Here is a 19,646-nt window from a genome sequence, read left to right as displayed (position 1 = left end):
ACTTCGCCAGCGAAATAAACCTTTGGTAAAATTTTACTTTGCATCGTTTTAAAATTAATTTCTTTTAAATCGATGCCGCCAGCGGTTACAAATTCTTCTTTAAACGTGCTTTTCCCGTTTACCTGAAATTCAGCTTGGGTTAGCTGATTGGCTAAACTATTTATTTGCTTGTTGGTTACCTCAGCCCATTTATAATCTAAAGCAATATCTGAAGCAGTTACGATATTTTCCCACAATCGTTTTGGAAAATCAAAGGGGCAAAATTTACCAATTAGTTTTTTATTATTTTCTTCTTTAATTTCTTTTAATTGTTCGATGGCTTCATCAAAAGATAGCTCATCCAACCAATTTACAAGCAGGGCAAAACAATATTTTTTATCAAACAATTCTCGAGCACCCCAGGCGGAAAGCCTTAAAATTCCAGGTCCTGAAAGTCCCCAATGTGTAATTAATAAAGGTCCTGATGACGCTAATTTAGAATTTTTTATTTTAATACTGGCTTGCGCCGAAAGTCCCATTAAATCTTTAATTCTTTTATCGGTAATGTTAAATGTAAATAAGGAAGGAACGGGTTCAACAATTTGATGTCCCATTTGATGCATCATTTCCCAAATTTTAGGATTGCTTCCTGTTGCGACTACAATTTTATCTGCAACAAAAACATCGTGTTGGGTTTCAATTTTCCATTGTTCGTCCTTATTGAAATATAAAGATTGTACACTTTGTGAGGTAAAAACTTTAATGCCTAATTTCTTTACATCTTTTTCGAAACAGTCAATTATTGTTTGAGAATTATCCGTAATTGGGAACATTCTTCCGTCTTCTTCAATTTTTAACTCAATACCTCTTTTTTCGAACCAATCAATCGTATCGCCAGAACAAAATTGAGAAAAAGGACCTTTTAATTCTCTCTCACCACGCGGATAAAATTTGACTAAATCGTTTGGCACAAAACACGCGTGTGTGACATTGCAACGCCCACCACCAGAAATTTTAACCTTAGTTAGGCATTCTTTTCCTCTTTCGAGAATGGCCACACTAAGTTGCGGATGTTTTTCTGCAATATTTATCGCTGCGAAGAAACCGGCTGCGCCACCGCCTATAATTATGATGTTGAATTGTTGCATTTGAAGTTTTCTTTATTTACTATTAAAGGTAAGAATTGTTACTTGCTTATCTTTGATTAAAGACCTAACAGGTTTCAAAAACCTGTTAGGTCTAAAATTAATTTTTATAATTGAATAATTGACACATTTCCTAATTGGCACATTATTACAACGTTTCTTTCAACCATTTAAAAAATTCACCTTGCCAAACTAAAGCATTTTGAGGTTGTAGCACCCAATGGTTTTCATCAGGAAATAGTAAAAATTTACTTTTAATTCCTTTTAATTGTGCCGCTTGAAAAGCTTCTTGTCCTTGTCCTATTGGCACACGGTAATCTTTTCCTCCTTGAATAATTAAAATCGGTGTATTCCAATTGTTTACTAATTTAATAGGATTGAACTCGTTGTAGGTTTTTTGTGCGGTTTTATTGTCTTTTTCCCAATATGCGCCACCAGAATCCCAATTCGTAAAGAAAACTTCTTCTGTGGTTCCGTACATACTTTCTGTATTGAAAATGCCGCAATGCGAAATAAAAGTTTTAAATCTGTTTTTATGAATTCCGGCTAATTGAAATACTGAATAGCCGCCATAACTCGCACCAACAGCACCAATTCTGGTTTTATCTACATACGATTCTTTTGAAATATCATCAATGGCTGATAAATAATCGTCCATTACTTGTCCGCCCCAATCTCCTGAAATTTGTTCGTTCCATTCTACACCGTGACCTGGCATACCTCTTCTATTTGGCGCTACAACAATATAACCTTGTGAGGCCATAAGTTGAAAATTCCAACGAAAAGAATAATATTGCGTTAAGGCACTCTGAGGGCCTCCTTGACAATATAAAAGAGTTGGGTATTTTTTTGTTTTATCAAAATTTGGAGGTAAAATTACCCAAACCAACATTTTTTTGCCATCCGTTGTGGTTACCCAACGTTTTTCGGAAGTACATTCTGATATTTTCGAATAGGCTTCATCATTTACGTGCGTAATTTGTTTCCAAGATTTCTTTTTTAAATCGTACGAAAACACTTCTGTAGCACTATTATGAGTGGTTTTTGTTACTAAAACAGAATTTCCCGTAAAACCTACAATTCCGTTTACATCAAAATCGCCATCGGTAAGTTGTGTCACTACAGGAAACATTTTAGTTAACCCAACGTGATTTACTTCAAAAAGTTGTTTTGTTCCTAAAATCGGCGCAATAAAATAGACTTTATTTCCTTCTTTTGCCCATACAAAGCTCTCAACAGTTCCGTCCCAATTGGCAGTTAAATTGACATCAAAACCTTGAACTCTTACGATAATGTCATTTTTATCTGCTTCAAAACCGTCGCGTTTCATTTGCAACCAACTCAATTCGCCTCGAGGTGAAAAGGTTGGATGTGTATCGTAACCTAAATTTTTCTCCGTAAGATTTTTTGTGGTTTTTGTCGCTACATCGTACTCATATAAATCAGTATTTGTACTTGTTGCGTAGGCTGTTCCTGCTTTTTTCTTACATACATAAATGATTTTATTTCCATCGGGTGACCAAACATAATCTTCATCACCACCAAATGGTTTTTGAGGTGCATCATAAGGTTCATTTGGCATAATATCAATTGGCCCAAGTACTTTTTCGTTTGGCTTACCAAGTAATCCTACAAACAAATGATTGTGTGTGCCATTATTCCAAGTATCCCAATGGCGATAATCTAAACCTTCATATACTTGTGCAGATGTTTTTGTTAAACTTGGATATAAGTCAGAACCCAATATTTTTTCAACTTTTACTTGTTGGACACTTATATATTCTTGTCCGTTTGGCGAAATACTTTTATCTGCAACTAAACCATCAATTTTATCTAAAGCAACCGTATTTCCTCCTCCAACAGGAACGGAATAATATTTAGAAACTATTTTATTTTCTTGAATATTTGGCGTACCTACTTTGTATATAAGCGACTTTCCGTCTTTAGAAATTCCTATTGGTGTCACTCTTCCTAATTGCCATAACTTTTCTGGCGTCATCATTTGTTGCGCATTTGAACTCATACTTAGTACACTGAAAATGAGAAAAATATATTTTTTCATACTGTTAAAATTTAAAACGAGGTTAAAAGTAGCACTTTTTTGAAAAAATATAACTATTTTCACGGTCTAAAATAAAAATGAAAAATGAAAAACAATAAACTCTTTATATTAATTATCATTTCGCTTATTATTGGTGTTGCATTAGGTGGAATTGTACATTATCAGTTTCCTGAAGCCATTGACACCTTCTCAAAAAATATAAAACTTCTTGGAACCATTTTTATACGATTGGTTCAAATGATAATTGCACCCTTAGTGTTTTCTACTTTAGTGGTTGGAATTGCCAAAATGGGCGATATGAAAATGGTTGGCCGTGTGGGTGGAAAAGCTATGGCTTGGTTTATTTCTGCTTCCTTAATTTCCTTGTTATTAGGAATGGTTTTAGTGAATTTTTTTGAACCTGGAAAAGGAACCACAATTAAATTAGATGACGCTTCAAGCGCTTCTGAATTGTTAGAAAACTCAAAAGGATTTTCATTAGAAGAATTTGTAAAACATGTTATTCCAAAAAGTTTATTTGAAGCTTTAGCCACTAACGAAATCTTACAAATAGTAATTTTTTCTATCTTATTTGGTGTGGCTTTAGCGGCATTTAGTAAGAAAGAAGCCAAACCCATTCTTAAATTATTAGATTCGGTTTCACATGTCATCTTAAAAATGGTTACTTTTATTATGTGGACAGCACCATTAGGGGTTTTAGGTGCTGTGGCAAGTGCGATTGCTAAACACGGTTTTGAAGTATTTACGCTTTACGCCAAATATTTAGGTGCGTTTTTAGTAGGGATAGTATTACTGTGGTTAATACTATTAACTGTTGGTTATGTGATTTTAGGAAAGCGTTTGTTTGTATTGTTGCAGCGTATTAAAAGTCCTTTGTTAATTGCCTTTTCTACTACAAGTTCTGAAGCTGTTTTTCCAAAAATGGTAGAAGAGTTAGAACGTTTTGGGTGCCAACCAAAAATTGTGTCTTTCACATTGCCGCTAGGTTATTCTTTTAACCTTGACGGAAGTATGATGTACATGACGTTTGCCAGTATTTTTATTGCGCAAGTATATGGCATAGAAATGAGTTTGCCTGAACAGCTTACGATGCTTTTAGTGTTGATGTTAACGAGTAAAGGAGTTGCCGGTGTGCCAAGAGCCTCTTTAATTGTTGTAGTAGCCACTTGTGCTATGTTTGGCATTCCACCAGAAGGAATTGCTTTGATTTTGCCAATTGACCATTTTTGCGATATGGCCAGAAGTATGACGAACGTATTAGGAAACGCGCTTTCAACAGCTGCAATTGACAAATGGGAATCTAAACACGAAACCTCACAAGAAATCGAGAGTTAATATTAACTCTTGCTAAAAAAATAAATTTGAAACCCATGAAAATCATCATATACCTACTTGAAAAATTAAAATTAAACGTAGTATTACAAGCCCAAGAAATTGATAAAGAATTTACATGGACCCAACTATTTAATCCCGAATTTTACATAAACCTTGAATTAGGTGGTGTTCCTATCGGAATTTATATGGTTTTGTTTATTGTATTTGCCGAAACCGGTTTGTTTATAGGCTTTTTTCTTCCAGGTGATAGTTTGCTGTTTTTATCAGGAATTTATTGCGAAGCGTTAGCGCAACCTTTAACTTTTTTACCTCAAGGGTATTCGCCCGTTTTTGTGATTGCTACATTAATTGCACTTTCAGGGATAATTGGTAATATTTTTGGCTATTGGTTTGGTTCGGTGTACGGGAAAAACTTATATCAAAAAGAAGATGGTTTTTTCTTTAAGAAAAAGTATTTGTATCACTCCGAAAGCTTCTTTCAAAAACACGGGGGAATTGCAATTGTTTTTGCACGTTTTTTACCCATTGTAAGAACTTTTGTACCTATTATTGCTGGTATTGTACACATGAAAAAAAGCAAATTCATGTTATATAATATTTTAAGTTCTATTTTATGGTCGTTTATTTTGGTGTATGCAGGACATTATTTATATGGCTTATTTTTAGAAAAATTTGATATTGATTTAAAACACCACATCGAAAAAATCATACTAATTTTAGTGGCTGTTACCACATTCCCTTTAGTAATGAAAGCAATTAAAGCGAGAAAATAGCATCACTAAATCTGATACATTACCCCTCAATATATCCCTTTGCTATTCAAAAAATCAATTATTAGCATTTTATATTTATACTCGTCTGTATTAACATCTGCAACATTTTCTTTTAATACATCTAATAAATACATTGGTTTTCCTTTGTCGTTCGGGTCTTGTTTTTCTAATGGAATAGAATAATCAGGTCTATAAAAAATAGGACGTTTGTAATCTGCCCCATTCTGCAATAAATAATAAGATATTTCATACTTGTTTATCATTACAGAAGCACTCAATGCCGATTGACCAAATTCATTTTGGTAATTAACATCTACACCTTTTGATTCTAAAAATTTAACCAAATATAAATTACCTGTTTTGGATGCTGCTATTAAAGGTGTAAGTCTTGTACTATTACCTTGTCTTCTTTCTCCTGTCTCAACATCATTTACATTAGCACCATATTCAACTAACATTTGAGCAAAAGTAATATCGTAATATTTAGAATTACAAGCCTTAATAATAGCCGAAGTGCCATCAAATGTATTATGAATATTTACATCTGCACTTTTTTCTAACAAATACTTAAATGGTTTTATTTGCTGGTTCGTTATGGTAAGAATCAAAAGTGTATTCCCAAATTTTGATTCTTGATAATTTATTAGCTTTGGGTCTTTTGATACTATTTCATTTATCTTCTTTTCATCTTCATCTTGTACCGCTTTAGCTAAATCCCAAGCTGGTGTATTTTGAAAAAGACGGTAATCACTACCCGTTAAACCTTGTTTATCCACTGGTTTATCTCTATTGATGTTTGAGCAAGAAAGCAACAAACAAGAGAATACTATTTTTATAATCATTACTTTCATTATTTCTTATATTCATCAGGATTAACTCCAAAATTCTTTATGATATTGTTTATACAGTGACACCAGCTATCGAGCGAATCCCTTCTCGTGATTTCACAATGTCTCGTCTTAAAATAAGTCATTTAGGTTGGTTATTTTAGTTTAACTAATTATTTATCTTTTTTCAAATATATAAAAATATAAATAATACTTTGATTTACTAAGGCAATTGATTTAGTATAAAAAAGTAAATCAAAAAAGAATGCCTTTGCAATCTAAAACATTTTACTACATTTACTTTTTTAAGAAAATATAATATGCAACTGAGCTATTGGGAAATAAAAAATTGGTTCTCCAACGTGGATTTCACCATAGTAGGCAGCGGAATTGTTGGTTTACATACCGCTATTCGGTTAAGAGAACGGTTTCCAAAAGCCAAAATTATACTTTTAGAAAAAGGTGTTTTGCCTCAAGGCGCCAGTACCAAAAATGCTGGTTTTGCTTGTTTTGGAAGCGTTTCCGAAATTATTGACGATTTAAAAACACATACTGAAGAAGAAGTTATTCAACTAATTCAAAAACGTTATGCTGGTTTGGAACTGCTTCGTAATAACTTAGGTGATGCTGCGATTGATTATCAACCTTTAGGCGGTTACGAATTGTTTTTGAAAGAAGACGAAGCGTTTTATAGCGATTGTGTTTCCAAAATTCCATTTATAAATGATATCGTTCGTCCATTATTCAAATCGGATGTGTATGCCAAAGTAAACAATACTTTCCACTTTAAAAACACGTTTGAACATTTGATTTTTAACTCTTTTGAAGGTCAAATTGACACCGGAAATATGATGCAAGCCTTATTAAAAAAAGCCGCATTACACGATATTTTAATTCTAAATAATCAAACTGTTTCTCAATATGAGGAATTGAATGATGAAATTGAAGTCGTAACAAATGAAGTCAGTTTTAAAACCAAAAAACTGATTTTTACTACAAATGGTTTTGCTTCCGATTTAACTAAAAATCAAGTAAAACCAGCAAGAGCGCAAGTTTTAATTACCAAACCAATTGCTAATTTACACATCAAAGGTACTTTTCATTTAGATAAGGGGTATTCGTATTTTAGAAATATCAATAACCGAATTCTGTTGGGTGGCGGAAGAAACTTAGATTTTGAAAGCGAAACTACTACTTCATTGGAAACCAGTGAAAAAATTCAAAATCACTTGGAAGATTTGTTAAAAAATGTAATTTTGCCTACTACTCCGTTCGAAATTGAACATAGATGGAGTGGTATTATGGGAATAGGAAATTCGAAAAAACCAATTGTTCAACAAGTAAGCAATAATGTATATTGCGGCGTTAGAATGGGCGGAATGGGCGTAGCTATAGGCAGTTTAATTGGAAAAGAAGTAGCAGATTTAATATAAAATGGCAGCAAACAAAACAACAATAAAACCTAAAAGCACTGGAAAAAAAGGATTTTTCAGTCATATAATGCGTTTCTTTTGGAAACTAATTATATGGTTCAATATCGTTAGTTTGTTTTTTGTAGTGCTTTATAAATTTGTGCCTGTGCCCTACACGCCACTTATGGTAATCAGGTATTTTGAAAATAAATCTGCAGGGAAAAATATTGAAACCAAGCACCATTGGGTACCGTTAGAAAATATTTCTAAAAATTTACAAAAAGCAGTTATAGCCAGTGAAGACGGTAGATTTTTTGAACATTATGGTTTGGATTTTTCTGCGATGCAAAAAGCGGCTGTGGGAAATTTTAAAGGTAAAAAACTAAAAGGCGGAAGTACTATTACACAACAAACCGCAAAAAATGTATTTCTTTGGCAAGGAAGAAGTTATTTCCGAAAAGCATTAGAGGCCTATTATACGGTATTAATTGAATTAATTTGGGGGAAAGAGCGCATACTTGAAGTGTACCTAAATAGTATTGAAATGGGCGACGGCATTTATGGTGCAGAGGCCGCAACGCAACATTGGTACAAAAAAGAATGTAAAAGTTTAACCCGAATGCAAGCCGCCGGAATTGCTGCAATATTACCAAATCCGAGACGATTTAGCCCGAATGGTTCGGCATACATTAGTCGAAAACAAAGCAAAATAGCACGCTATATTTTAATGACAAAATTAAAATATTAATACCTATAAAAAATGAAAACTGTATTAATAACTGGTGCTGGTGGAGGAATTGGCAAACAAACTTCATTGTATTTCGCTAAAAATAACTGGACCGTTATTGCTACGTTACTTCATCTTTCTGAAGGGGAAGATTTTAAAGATTTTCCTTCGATTTTTTGTTACGAAATGGATGTTACTTCTTCGGAAAGCATTGCATCGGCTACTAAAATTATTTTGGAAAACCATCCTAAAATTGATACGATTATTAATAATGCAGGAATGGGCTATAGAAGTTTTGTAGAACTTTCTGAAGACACAAAAATTGATACGATTGTAAATGTAAATTGGCTTGGTGTTGTGAAAGTGTGTCGGGCTTTTATACCTGCATTTAGACAACAAAAATATGGCCAATTTATAAATATTACTTCTGTTGCGGGCTTAGTAAATTTGCCACTTGGAAATTTTTATCATTCGACAAAACAAGCAGTAGAAAGTTTTTCCGAATGTATGGCTTATGAATTGGTAGATTTTAATATCAGTGTAGCTACAGTACAATTTGGTAACGCACCAACTTCATTTCAAAAAAATGTAACCAAATGTGCGCCAACAGAAATTTTTTCTTACAATAAATTAATGGATAAAATTTCGAAATTACTTTTGGATAAATCAGGTAAAAACGAAGATTTACCGCAACAAATTGTTGAAAAATTATTTAAAATTGCCGAAAAACCAAATAAAAATTTCAGAAGATATACAATAGGTTTTGATGCCAATATAATGCGAATTTTAAGACGTGTATTGGGTTACAAAATATTTAACTATATCATTAGAAAATTCACTTTGAATAAATAAAAAAGCCCTTCAGGAAGTTCTAAAGGGCTTGTTCTATTTATATTTTTTTGATTCCCATATTGAACAACGTAAATACTTGCATATCTACATTTTCTTGAATGGTTGATGCTACTGATTTTCCAGCTCCATGCCCTGCGTTTACTTCAATACGAATTAACACTGGATTGTCTCCTGTTTGTTTCGCTTGTAACTCGGCTGCAAACTTGAAACTATGTGCTGGCACTACTCGGTCATCGTGATCGCCAGTAGTCACTAAAGTAGCAGGATAATTTATTCCCGCTTTTACATTATGTACAGGCGAATACCCTTTAATGTATTCAAACATTTCGGCACTTTGTTCAGCTGTTCCATAGTCGTAAGCCCAACCAGCACCAGCGGTAAATGTATGATAACGTAACATATCTAAAACACCTACTGCAGGTAATGCCACCTTTATTAAATCAGGACGTTGCGTCATTACAGCACCTACTAATAATCCACCATTAGAACCGCCTTTTATGGCTAAATAATCAGATGAGGTATAGTTTTCTTTAATTAGATAATCAGCTGCAGCAATGAAATCATCAAATACGTTTTGTTTTTTAAATTGGGTTCCGGCATCGTGCCATTCTTTTCCATATTCGCCACCTCCGCGTAAATTCGCGACAGCGTAAACACCTCCATTTTCTAACCAAACTGCATTTGATATACTAAATGCAGGAGTTAAACTTACATTAAATCCACCATAACCATATAAAATTGTAGGGTTTTTTCCGTTTAACAATGTTCCTTTTTTATAGGTAATAATCATTGGAACTTTTGTACCATCTTTAGATGTGTAAAACACTTGTTTCGATTCGTAATTTGCCGAATTGAAATCGACTTTAGGTTGTTGATATATTTGAGATTTTCCTGTTTTTGGATCAAATGTATAAATGGTATTTGGCGTTACATAATTCGTAAACGAAAAATACAAGGTAGTTTCTTTTTCTTTTCCGCCAAAACCTCCAGCCGTTCCAACACCTGGTAATTCAATATCTCTAACTAATTTTCCGTTGTAATCATATTGTTTGATGAACGAAACAGCGTCTTTCATATAACTTGCAAAAATATAACCACTTCCCGTGTTAGGCGACAGTACATTTTTGGTTTCTGCGATGCAATCTTTCCAATTTTCTTTAGCAGGATTTGCTAAATCAAAAGTTACCACGCGTTTGTTTGGCGCTTTATAATTGGTTACCAAATAAATTTTCGATCCTTTGTTGTCTAAAACATCATTGTCGTTTTCGTAATTATCAATTAATGTTACGATTTTACTGTTTGGTTTTGATAAATCTAAATAATACAATTCGTTTCCAGAGGTTGAATTTGCAGCGGTAATGAATAAATAGTTTTCATCTTCCGAAACGCCACCGCCAACATATCTTCTTTTTACATCGCCACCATAAATTAATTTATCTGTTTTTTGCGAAGTGTTTAATTTGTGATAATACAATTTGTGTTGGTCGGTTTTTGCCGATAATTCACTTCCTACAGGTTTGTCGTAACTTGAATAGTAAAAGCCTTCGTTTTTGTACCAAGACACGCCACTAAACTTTACATCCACAATGGTATCGCCAATAATTTTCTTAGTTTTAGCTTCCATTACAATAACTTTTCGCCAATCGCTTCCTCCTTCAGAAATAGAATAAGCTACTAAACTTCCGTCTTTACTAAAATCAATTCCGCCTAAAGAAGTGGTTCCATCTTTAGAAAAAGTATTAGGATCTAAAAAAAGTTCTTCTTTTCCATTTTTATCTTTTCGATATAACACCGATTGATTTTGAAGCCCATTATTTTTATAATAATAGGTAAAATCACCTTCTTTAAATGGCGCCGAAATTTTTTCATAATTCCATAATTGTTCCATTCTCGTTTTAAGCTGATTTCGGTAAGGAATTTGGGCTAAATAATCATAGGTTACTACATTTTGAGCTTTTACCCAAGCTTCGGTTTCGGCACTTCGGTCGTCTTCTAACCAACGATAAGGGTCGTTGATTTTTTCACCAAAATAGGTGTCAATGTGGCCGATTTTTTTCGTTTCAGGATAGGTGATTTTATTTTGAGCCATACTACCGAATGAGAAAATTAAAGTTGTAAAAATAAATATTGCTTTCATATTTTTATTTTTTATTAAGTTACAATTATAAAAAATCCCGAATAAATTCGGGACTTTTACATTAAACAATATTATTGTATTGTGATTGGTAAAGTTACTTCAGCATCGGTACTTCCCCCTGCATTGGCAATATTTCCAGAAGCTACACCGGGAGCGGATTTACTTGGCAAATGTCTCAAAGTAACAACTAAATTCCCTGTTCCCACAGCATTAGTTTGATAAGTAAAACCTAAACCAACTGGTTTATTATTTGAATCGTTATCCGTATATGTAATTGTACCTAATCCAGAAGATAACTGATAAAAAATTTGATGGTCTTCGTCTTCTGCTAAAATCTCTTCGGTAATGTTATCTGCTGGATTTACACTTTCATTTAAAAATTGTACGGAACCCACATAGGTAGTATTCGCTAATATATTTCCAACTACAGTTACAACTGGCGCATTTGGCCCATCTCCATCTAAATCTTTAGATTGTAAAACAATAGAATTACTACCATTAGTTAAAGTTACTTTTACCGTTGTAATTAATTCTTCTTCATTAGTAACTGGTGGCACAACGACCTCATCATTGTTACATGAAATTACTAATAATCCTAATAAAGCTAAACTGATATTTTTTAAATTTTTCATAATTTGTTTTAATAATTAAATTTTATTTGTACTTGAAAATTTCTACCCATTTCGTCAACAAAAAAACGTTGTCTATTAAGGTAATCTCTATACGCTTCGTTTGTTAAATTATCTATACTAAATGCGATAACTAAATTGGTTTTTTTAGAGGTTTCAAATTGTATTTCCGAATAAAAATGCCATAAATTATAACCTTTTGGCGGTTCACTAATAGGAACTTCTATAGCAACTAATTGATTATTTTGAATAATATTAGCTGAAAAATTATAATTAGGAAATTGATTTTGAGTAAAAACCCATTCATTTTTTACTTCCGCTTTAAAATTGCACCAATTTTTTTCATGCCATTTGAAACCATTCATAATTTTTAAAGGTGGTACATCTATTAAATATTTGTGGTTAGATGCATCCCAGCCATTCACATAGGCAGCCCCTAAATTATACGACCATTTTTTTAAAATAACAGCATTAAAAGCAATATCTATTCCAGATAAAACAGCATTGGTTTGCTGAAAAGACCAAACGGGAAAAGCGCCTCTAATGGTAGTTTCAAAACCAATAGGCTTTAAAAAAATAAAATCGTTTATAAAATTAAAATATGGTTGAATTTCAAAACCAGTTTTCTGCCAAAATTTTATAATTGTTGAGGCGATTTTAAACGATTTTTCTTGCTGGATTTTCATATCACCTAATTCAATTTGTCCGTTAGAATGATGTAAACCGTCACTAAACAACTCCGAAACATTTGGATTTCTTGATGCGAAGTTCATATTAAAATACCAAACATAATCGTGATGAAACGTTTTCTTAAATCCAATATTACCAGAAAAATTAACATAATTAAATTTTGGTTTTGTGAAATACTGATTTCCTACTTCACTTTGAATAAAAGAACTAAATTCTTCATCGTAGTTACGTTCATTCCATCTTGATTTTAAATAATATTTTGACGCTTCAATAGTACTGAAATCTAGTCTTCCGCCTAACTCAAAAACTAAAGTTTCACTGAAATTATAATTAGTAACCCCATAAAAACCAATTTCGTTCTTAGAAAAAGTTGGAATTAAAGGTCGAACACCTGTAAACGGATTAGCTTCATTATTTTGCAAAAACAAATTCACTCCATTTTTAAGTTCAAATTTTCCTTTTTGCGTTTGAAAATCTACTTTAAAAATATGTGTTTTCAAATCTAAATCTAAAGCCGCATTGGTATTTTGACTGTTTCTTCTAACATCAAATTCTTTTCTGTTATTCCATTGAAAAGAATACACTACATCTAAACTTGAAAAATCAGTTAAAGAAATATGATCTTGAAACTTCAAAAAATGATGTGTAGCTTCCTGTTTTGGATGCGCTAAATTATAGGTAAAATCCTCAATAACTGCTGGTTGAAAATTCACAATTGCATTGTACAAATCGTTAGTATTACCAATATGAGAAGCTTTTAAAATTCCTACTTGAGAATTATACAAACTATAATACATAGACATAGAATGTTTTGCTAATTGATACGATAATCCACCAGAAAAATTTTGTTCTCTATTTCCTGAATTACTCAAAACATAATTTTTAGTTTCTCTGTCGCCAAAATATTTCATTGAAGCATTAAAATTCCAATTTAAACCTTTTTCTTTAGTTCGAAACAAACTAGTCGCCGCACTTCCGCCTCTTCCATTAGAATGTAACGAAAACATTGTTTTACCAATTAACGTATCCGTTTTAATCAGATTGGGTTCTAGTAATACTACACCACCAATGGCATCACCTCCATATTGTAATGCCGCAGAACCTTTTATAACTTTAATTTTTTGAATGGAATTGATATCAATATTTGGAGCATGTTCGATACCCCATTGTTGATCTTCAATACGAATCCCATGATTTAAAGTCACCACTCTATTACTATGCAAACCATTAATAATAGGCTTTACAATTGAATTTCCTGTTTTTAAAGCACTAACACCTGCAATTTCTTTTAAAACATCACCTAAATTTTGACTACCATATCTTTCAATAGTACTTTTTGAAATCACATTTTCTTTTTGTGATTTGGTTACATTTGAATTTTTTGATTGTATGGCAACTTCTTCAATTTGGGTTTCGTTTATTATCATAACAGCATTGATTATCAAATTACTTTTTAAAAAATACTTCTGTTTAAAAGATAAGTATCCTGAAAAAGAAAATTCAATAACATGGTTTCCTTCCTTCAAATTATAAATGGTGTAATTACCATTTACATCTGTAGAAGTTGTTTTACCGTGTGTGTGTACATGAATGTTTTCCATTGGTTCGTTAAACTTATTTACAACTTTACCAGAAACTTGAAACTGAGAGTATGCAAAAAGGGAAACTAAACCAAATAAAAAGCTAAAAATAAATCGCATTTTTATTAGTTTAAATTTACAAACAAGCCCGTATAGAAGGGCTTTTATTCTAAAATATTAAACTACAGGTGGACCTCGATAGGAAAAATATAAAAATTCATTTTCTTTTACGAAGGATTCGTAAACAGAAGAATAATGAAAGGTATGATTGGGATTTATAAAATCATAAGTAAAAAAAGCTTCCGCTAAAAAGGCAGCAAATTCATAATCACAAACCGGACAATCGTTATGATTTCCTTTTGAAAAGTGGATTTTAGAAGTGTTTTCTTGAGTAACCTCATCATTCAAATGATGGGCTTCATCTGTAAAAATATGTAACGACTGATAGCATATGGCAAAAAGTAGCACCAATGCCATCAGCACGTTAAATTTTACATATTTTTTTTGCATTATATCAATTTATTCGCAACTAAATATTCGGCTATTTGTACGGTATTTGTTGCGGCACCTTTGCGTAAATTATCAGCAACAATCCACATATTCAATGTGTTTGGTTGGCTTTCATCTCTACGAATACGACCTACAAAAACATCATCTTTACCTTCTGCGTAAAACGGCATTGGATAGGTAAATGTATCTAAATTATCTTGAACTGTAATTCCCGGTGTATTGTGTAAAAGGGTACGAACTTCATTTACATCAAAATCTGAATAAAACTCCACGTTAACCGCTTCACTATGACCACCAACTACTGGAATTCTTACTGCAGTAGCCGTAACACCAATGTTTTTATCATTTAAGATTTTTTGCGTTTCACGAACCAATTTCATTTCTTCTTTCGTGTAATCGTTTTCTTCAAACAAATCACATTGAGGAATCGCATTTCTATGAATTTGGTATTTATAAGCCATTTCGCCTTTAACACCGGCATATTCGTTTTCTAATTGTTGCACGCCTTTTACTCCTGTTCCGGTAATGGATTGATAGGTAGAAACGATAATGCGTTTAATTTTATATTTTTTATGCAATGGCGCTAAAGCCATTACTAATTGTATCGTAGAACAATTTGCATTTGGAATAATCTTGTCCTCAGCAGTTAAGATATCAGCATTGATTTCTGGAACAACTAATTTCTTAGTTTCATCCATTCTCCAAGCCGAAGAATTATCAATAACTGTTGTACCGGCAGCAGCAAATTTTGGCGCCCAAGCTAAAGAAGTTTCTCCTCCAGCAGAAAACAAAGCAATATCTGCTTTCATATCTACTGCGGTTTGTAAACCCACAACTTTATATGTTTTTCCGTTAAATTCAATTTCTTTACCTACAGATTTTTCTGAAGCAACAGGAATTAATTCTGAAACTGGAAAATTTCTTTCTTTTAAAATTTGAAGCATTACTTCTCCCACCATTCCAGTGGCTCCAACAACGGCTACTTTCATAATCTTTGCATTTATTATTTTAGCACTGCAAAAGTATAAAACTTATTGCTAATAATTTTCATATAAAAAGGTATTAATCATAAAAAAACTGCCCGTAAGCAGTTTTTAAAAAATTTTATTTTACCAAAGAATCTAACAAAGTTACCAATTCAGGTGACGAAGGTCTTGGTGCATCTGCGTTTACAATTTTTCCTTCTGGGCTAATTAAAATAAATCTTGGAATGCCATTGATTTTATAGCCTTGTACAAAATCTGATTTCCAATCTTTATCTGCTAATAATTGAATACCGCCTAAGTTTTTCTCGGTAACAAATTTGCTCCATTTGTCGTGATTTTTTTGCTCGTCAACAGAAATACTAACAAATTCGATGTTTTTACCGTGATAAGCCGCTTCAGTTTTTTGTAAAAAAGGAATTTCTTGACGACAAGGACCACACCAAGTTGCCCATACATCAACATATACAAATTTTCCTTTTAAATCTTCTAAAGACGTAACACCACCTTTATGATTTTCGTATTTAAAAGTTGGAGAAGGCGTTCCGTTTAATTTTTTTAATTCAAAACCTGCAGAAAGATAATCTATCATACCTTTCATACCTTTTTCAACATCTCCTTTATATTTAACAACAAAACCAGCATCTAAATCTTTAGGTAACGCTGCAAAAATAGTCTCTTTATATTTGGCCACTTCAGAAGTTAAAATTTCTAAGTTTTCCGCTTTCATCATTGGTTCAAAAGCAGTTTGATCTGCTTGTTTTAGCATTTCAGCCGCTAAAAACATATTTTCTTTTGCTCCTTTTCCTTTAAAAGAAATGGTATTATCAAAATCTTTATAATCTAAAGAAACTTGTATATCTGTAGTATTGGTTAAATATAGATCTGCATATTGCTCATCAACTTCAAGTTTAAACATTCCATCTGTTACTTTGAAAGTTGCGTTAAAATCACCTTTTTTATCTGCCACAATCATTTGGCTAAAACCTCTTGATTTTACATAAATGGTATCTGTTGGTTTATTTGCAATTTTAGCTGAAAATTTAACTTGTGCACTGGCTGTTAAAGAAAAAACACCTGCTACAACGCCTAATAAAAATGTTTTGTGGTTTGTCATTTTGAAAAATTTAATTTATAAAGTGTAAATATAACAGAATTAAAAAAATAAAATACAAAAAATTGTTAAGATTATTAATTGTTAAACTAAAATAAAATTTAAAATTATTATACTTTTGCAAAAAACAAATAACAATGTATAGAAGTCATAATTGTGGTGAACTTAACGCTACACATATTAATCAAGAAGTTACCTTAGCGGGTTGGGTTCAAAAAACACGTGATAAAGGATTTATGATTTGGATTGATTTGCGTGATCGATATGGAATTACGCAATTAATTTTAGACGAAACCAGAACGGATAAAGCCATTTTTGAAGCTGCAAAATCTTTAGGTCGTGAATTTGTGGTTCAAGTAAAAGGAACTGTAATTGAACGAGAATCTAAAAATAAAAATATCCCAACGGGTGACATTGAAATTTTAGTTTCTGAAATGACTATCTTGAATGAATCGTTAACACCACCATTTACAATTGAAGATGAAACAGACGGCGGTGAAGATATTCGAATGAAATACCGTTATTTAGATATTCGTAGAAATCCTGTAAAAAACAGTTTATTATTCCGTCATAAAGTGGCGCAAGAAGTACGAAATTATTTATCGAATGAAGGCTTTTGCGAAGTTGAAACGCCTTATTTAATAAAATCTACTCCAGAAGGTGCTCGTGATTTCGTAGTGCCAAGTAGAATGAATGAAGGACAATTTTATGCACTTCCACAATCGCCACAAACCTTCAAGCAATTGTTAATGGTAGGTGGAATGGATAAATATTTTCAAATTGTAAAATGTTTCCGTGATGAAGATTTACGTGCAGACAGACAACCCGAATTTACTCAAATTGACTGCGAAATGGCCTTCGTAGAACAAGAAGATATTTTAAATCAGTTTGAAGGCTTAACACGCCATTTGCTCAAAGAAGTAAAAGGTGTTGAAATAGACAAATTTCCACGTATTACGTACGATTACGCTATGAAAACGTATGGAAATGACAAACCAGACATCCGTTTTGGAATGGAATTTGGCGAGTTAAACGAAGTAACCAAAAATAAAGATTTTCCCGTATTTAATGCAGCAGAATTTGTAGTGGGTATTGCAGCTCCTGGATGTGCAGCATATACCAGAAAAGAAATCGATGCGTTAATTGATTGGGTAAAACGCCCACAAATTGGAGCAACCGGAATGATTTATTGTAAATATGAATTAGACGGTAGCTTAAAATCATCTGTAGATAAATTTTTCGATCAAGAAGATTTGAAAAAATGGGCAGACATTACTGGTGCGAAACCAGGAGATATGATTTTTGTTTTATGTGGAAATACCGATAAAACAAGAACCCAACTTTCTGCTTTACGTATGGAATTAGCGACTCGTTTAGGTTTAAGAAATCCAGATGAATTTGCACCACTTTGGGTGTTAGATTTTCCATTATTAGAATGGGATGAAGAATCGGAAAGATATCACGCGATGCACCACCCATTTACTTCTCCAAAACCAGAAGATATGCATTTAATTACTACCGAACCTGGTAAAATTAGAGCCAATGCCTACGATATGGTGTTAAACGGAAACGAAATTGGTGGAGGTTCTATTCGTATACACGATAGAAATTTACAAGAACGAATGTTTGAATTATTAGGGTTTACAAAAGAAGAAGCAGAAAATCAATTTGGATTTCTAATGAACGCCTTTCAATTTGGCGCACCACCACACGGCGGGTTGGCCTTTGGATTAGACAGATTAGTAGCTATACTTGGCGGTCAAGAAACTATTAGAGATTTTATTGCCTTCCCGAAAAATAATTCTGGAAGAGATGTAATGATTGACGCGCCTTCTATAATCGACGAAAAACAATTAGATGAATTACATATAAAAATAAATATTTCAAAATAAAAACACAATTTTCTTGCTTGTGTTAAATTAATTTATATATTTGCTCATTATTAATAATTAAATACGCATATAATGCAAACAGGAACAGTAAAATTCTTCAATGAAACTAAAGGTTTTGGTTTCATCACTAACGAAGATACAGGTAAGGACATTTTTGTTCACGCTACAGGAATCAAGGTTGAAAACTTAAACGAAGGAGACCGTGTTAGTTACGAAGAAGAAGAAGGAAGAAAAGGAATTGTAGCAACAAACGTTGTAATATTAAACGATTAATTTATTACCCTCTAAAAACGCTCCCGATAACGGAGCGTTTTTTTATGCTTTATTTTCTTATTTAGAATGATTATAAATGTAATCATTTTAATAAAATTGGCATTCTTAATGTGGTTTAAATTTTGATAATACCGCAATACAAATTAATTTTGTGGCTATTTTAAAAATAACATTAAAATGCAAAATTCTCAAATAGATTTTATACCTATTCTAATGCAAGTACTTCTTGCTGTAGGGTTTGTTGCTTTAACAATTTTTGGCTCAAGCTTATTAGGTCCAAAAAGATCATCTGCAAACAAAGATAAAAGTTTCGAATGCGGAATTGAATCTGTTGGAAACGCACGTATTCCATTTTCTGTAAAATATTTCTTAGTCGCTATTTTATTCGTTTTGTTTGATGTGGAAGTTATTTTTATGTATCCTTGGGCAGTAAATTTCAAAGAATTAGGTACTGAGGGACTAATTAAGATGATTGTTTTTATGACTTTATTACTAATCGGTTTCTTCTATGTAATTAAGAAGAAAGCATTAGTTTGGGAATAACAAATTAAAATGTATGGAAAAGAATAAAGTAAATATGGTTGATGCTCCAGAAGGACACGCTGGTGAAGGTTTCTTCGCAACGAAATTAGACCAAGTTGTTGGTTTGGCTCGTGCTAATTCATTATGGCCATTACCATTTGCTACTTCGTGTTGCGGTATCGAATTTATGGCTACAATGGCATC

General features: G+C 32.5%; 17 protein-coding genes and 1 pseudogene. 9 read left to right on the top strand and 9 right to left on the bottom strand.

Translation table 11 applies throughout. The features are described 5' to 3' along the window. On the bottom strand, positions 1–1,127 hold a 1,127-nt coding region (locus tag ACIQ11_RS02790), incomplete at its 3' end, for an NAD(P)/FAD-dependent oxidoreductase (protein ID WP_396152597.1). Positions 1,128–1,272: 145 nt separating this feature from the next. Beyond that, positions 1,273–3,186 (bottom strand): S9 family peptidase, encoded by a 1,914-nt coding sequence (locus ACIQ11_RS02785; protein ID WP_396152595.1) that lies wholly within the window; start codon positions 3,184–3,186, stop codon positions 1,273–1,275. A gap of 84 nt (positions 3,187–3,270) precedes the next feature. On the opposite strand from ACIQ11_RS02785, the gene ACIQ11_RS02780 reads away from it, so the two are divergent. Both ACIQ11_RS02780 and ACIQ11_RS02775 read left to right on the top strand, forming a co-directional pair. After that, on the top strand, positions 3,271–4,521 hold the full coding sequence (locus ACIQ11_RS02780; protein WP_396152593.1) for a dicarboxylate/amino acid:cation symporter: 1,251 nt from the start codon (positions 3,271–3,273) through the stop codon (positions 4,519–4,521). A 35-nt stretch (positions 4,522–4,556) separates the two neighbouring features. Next, a complete protein-coding gene (locus ACIQ11_RS02775; protein ID WP_396152591.1) occupies positions 4,557–5,294 on the top strand; it encodes a DedA family protein in 738 nt (245 codons plus the stop codon). 26 nt (positions 5,295–5,320) lie between these two features. On the opposite strand, the gene ACIQ11_RS02770 is transcribed toward ACIQ11_RS02775, so the two are convergent. Further along, positions 5,321–6,136 (bottom strand): ankyrin repeat domain-containing protein, encoded by an 816-nt coding sequence (locus ACIQ11_RS02770; RefSeq protein ID WP_396152589.1) that lies wholly within the window; start codon positions 6,134–6,136, stop codon positions 5,321–5,323. A gap of 305 nt (positions 6,137–6,441) precedes the next feature. Here ACIQ11_RS02770 and ACIQ11_RS02765 point away from each other — a divergent pair, with 305 nt between their 5' ends. From ACIQ11_RS02765 to ACIQ11_RS02755, 3 genes are read left to right on the top strand one after another with little or no spacing between them, the layout of a single operon-like run. Beyond that, positions 6,442–7,554, top strand: a complete 1,113-nt coding sequence (locus tag ACIQ11_RS02765) for an NAD(P)/FAD-dependent oxidoreductase (protein WP_396152586.1) — start codon at positions 6,442–6,444, stop codon at positions 7,552–7,554. Position 7,555: 1 nt separating this feature from the next. Beyond that, positions 7,556–8,281 (top strand): monofunctional biosynthetic peptidoglycan transglycosylase, encoded by a 726-nt coding sequence (gene mtgA / locus ACIQ11_RS02760; protein WP_396152584.1) that lies wholly within the window; start codon positions 7,556–7,558, stop codon positions 8,279–8,281. A gap of 12 nt (positions 8,282–8,293) precedes the next feature. After that, positions 8,294–9,112 (top strand): SDR family NAD(P)-dependent oxidoreductase, encoded by an 819-nt coding sequence (locus ACIQ11_RS02755; protein WP_396152582.1) that lies wholly within the window; start codon positions 8,294–8,296, stop codon positions 9,110–9,112. 37 nt (positions 9,113–9,149) lie between these two features. On the opposite strand, the gene ACIQ11_RS02750 is transcribed toward ACIQ11_RS02755, so the two are convergent. The 6 genes from ACIQ11_RS02750 to ACIQ11_RS02725 form a co-directional block, all read right to left on the bottom strand. Further along, positions 9,150–11,201, bottom strand: a complete 2,052-nt coding sequence (locus ACIQ11_RS02750) for a prolyl oligopeptidase family protein (RefSeq protein WP_396152599.1) — start codon at positions 11,199–11,201, stop codon at positions 9,150–9,152. Between the two features lie 119 nt (positions 11,202–11,320). Continuing rightward, positions 11,321–11,881 (bottom strand): type 1 periplasmic binding fold superfamily protein, encoded by a 561-nt coding sequence (locus ACIQ11_RS02745; RefSeq protein WP_396152580.1) that lies wholly within the window; start codon positions 11,879–11,881, stop codon positions 11,321–11,323. Between the two features lie 8 nt (positions 11,882–11,889). After that, positions 11,890–14,268, bottom strand: a complete 2,379-nt coding sequence (locus tag ACIQ11_RS02740; RefSeq protein ID WP_396152578.1) for a TonB-dependent receptor domain-containing protein — start codon at positions 14,266–14,268, stop codon at positions 11,890–11,892. 57 nt (positions 14,269–14,325) lie between these two features. After that, entirely contained in the window at positions 14,326–14,658 is a 333-nt protein-coding gene (locus ACIQ11_RS02735) for a hypothetical protein (protein WP_396152576.1), read from the bottom strand. Next, the gene (locus ACIQ11_RS02730; RefSeq protein ID WP_396152574.1) at positions 14,658–15,647 is read right to left on the bottom strand and encodes an aspartate-semialdehyde dehydrogenase; all 990 of its coding nucleotides are present in this window, start codon (positions 15,645–15,647) and stop codon (positions 14,658–14,660) included. The genes ACIQ11_RS02735 and ACIQ11_RS02730 overlap by 1 nt, the downstream gene beginning before the upstream one ends. A 115-nt stretch (positions 15,648–15,762) precedes the next feature. After that, entirely contained in the window at positions 15,763–16,758 is a 996-nt protein-coding gene (locus tag ACIQ11_RS02725) for a TlpA family protein disulfide reductase (RefSeq protein WP_396152572.1), read from the bottom strand. Positions 16,759–16,892: 134 nt separating this feature from the next. Here ACIQ11_RS02725 and aspS point away from each other — a divergent pair, with 134 nt between their 5' ends. The 4 genes and pseudogenes from aspS to ACIQ11_RS02705 all read left to right on the top strand — a co-directional run. Further along, positions 16,893–18,647, top strand: a complete 1,755-nt coding sequence (gene aspS / locus ACIQ11_RS02720; protein WP_396152570.1) for an aspartate--tRNA ligase — start codon at positions 16,893–16,895, stop codon at positions 18,645–18,647. 72 nt (positions 18,648–18,719) lie between these two features. Next, positions 18,720–18,920, top strand: a complete 201-nt coding sequence (locus ACIQ11_RS02715) for a cold-shock protein (protein WP_091310371.1) — start codon at positions 18,720–18,722, stop codon at positions 18,918–18,920. 177 nt (positions 18,921–19,097) lie between these two features. Next, on the top strand, positions 19,098–19,463 hold the full coding sequence (locus tag ACIQ11_RS02710; RefSeq protein WP_353077811.1) for an NADH-quinone oxidoreductase subunit A: 366 nt from the start codon (positions 19,098–19,100) through the stop codon (positions 19,461–19,463). Positions 19,464–19,476: 13 nt separating this feature from the next. Beyond that, positions 19,477–19,646 (top strand): annotated as a pseudogene (locus ACIQ11_RS02705) (NADH-quinone oxidoreductase subunit B); the annotation flags it as partial.

Source organism: Flavobacterium sp., from assembly GCF_044361065.1.
GTDB lineage: Bacteria > Bacteroidota > Bacteroidia > Flavobacteriales > Flavobacteriaceae > Flavobacterium.
The sequence above is the reverse complement of the archived record's forward strand: the minus strand, read 5'-3'. Positions and strand labels throughout refer to the sequence as shown.

Excerpts from the sequence above, each read along its gene's own strand:
- ACIQ11_RS02710 (WP_353077811.1), top strand. The coding sequence starts at position 19,098 with ATGCAAAATTCTCAAATAGATTTTATACCTATTCTAATGCAAGTACTT.
- ACIQ11_RS02785 (WP_396152595.1), bottom strand. The coding sequence starts at position 3,186 with ATGAAAAAATATATTTTTCTCATTTTCAGTGTACTAAGTATGAGTTCA.
- ACIQ11_RS02780 (WP_396152593.1), top strand. The coding sequence starts at position 3,271 with ATGAAAAACAATAAACTCTTTATATTAATTATCATTTCGCTTATTATT.
- ACIQ11_RS02740 (WP_396152578.1), bottom strand. The coding sequence starts at position 14,268 with ATGCGATTTATTTTTAGCTTTTTATTTGGTTTAGTTTCCCTTTTTGCA.
- ACIQ11_RS02770 (WP_396152589.1), bottom strand. The coding sequence starts at position 6,136 with ATGATTATAAAAATAGTATTCTCTTGTTTGTTGCTTTCTTGCTCAAAC.
- ACIQ11_RS02775 (WP_396152591.1), top strand. The coding sequence starts at position 4,557 with ATGAAAATCATCATATACCTACTTGAAAAATTAAAATTAAACGTAGTA.
- ACIQ11_RS02730 (WP_396152574.1), bottom strand. The coding sequence starts at position 15,647 with ATGAAAGTAGCCGTTGTTGGAGCCACTGGAATGGTGGGAGAAGTAATG.
- ACIQ11_RS02725 (WP_396152572.1), bottom strand. The coding sequence starts at position 16,758 with ATGACAAACCACAAAACATTTTTATTAGGCGTTGTAGCAGGTGTTTTT.
- ACIQ11_RS02755 (WP_396152582.1), top strand. The coding sequence starts at position 8,294 with ATGAAAACTGTATTAATAACTGGTGCTGGTGGAGGAATTGGCAAACAA.
- ACIQ11_RS02715 (WP_091310371.1), top strand. The coding sequence starts at position 18,720 with ATGCAAACAGGAACAGTAAAATTCTTCAATGAAACTAAAGGTTTTGGT.
- ACIQ11_RS02765 (WP_396152586.1), top strand. The coding sequence starts at position 6,442 with ATGCAACTGAGCTATTGGGAAATAAAAAATTGGTTCTCCAACGTGGAT.
- mtgA (WP_396152584.1), top strand. The coding sequence starts at position 7,556 with ATGGCAGCAAACAAAACAACAATAAAACCTAAAAGCACTGGAAAAAAA.
- aspS (WP_396152570.1), top strand. The coding sequence starts at position 16,893 with ATGTATAGAAGTCATAATTGTGGTGAACTTAACGCTACACATATTAAT.
- ACIQ11_RS02750 (WP_396152599.1), bottom strand. The coding sequence starts at position 11,201 with ATGGCTCAAAATAAAATCACCTATCCTGAAACGAAAAAAATCGGCCAC.
- ACIQ11_RS02745 (WP_396152580.1), bottom strand. The coding sequence starts at position 11,881 with ATGAAAAATTTAAAAAATATCAGTTTAGCTTTATTAGGATTATTAGTA.
- ACIQ11_RS02735 (WP_396152576.1), bottom strand. The coding sequence starts at position 14,658 with ATGCAAAAAAAATATGTAAAATTTAACGTGCTGATGGCATTGGTGCTA.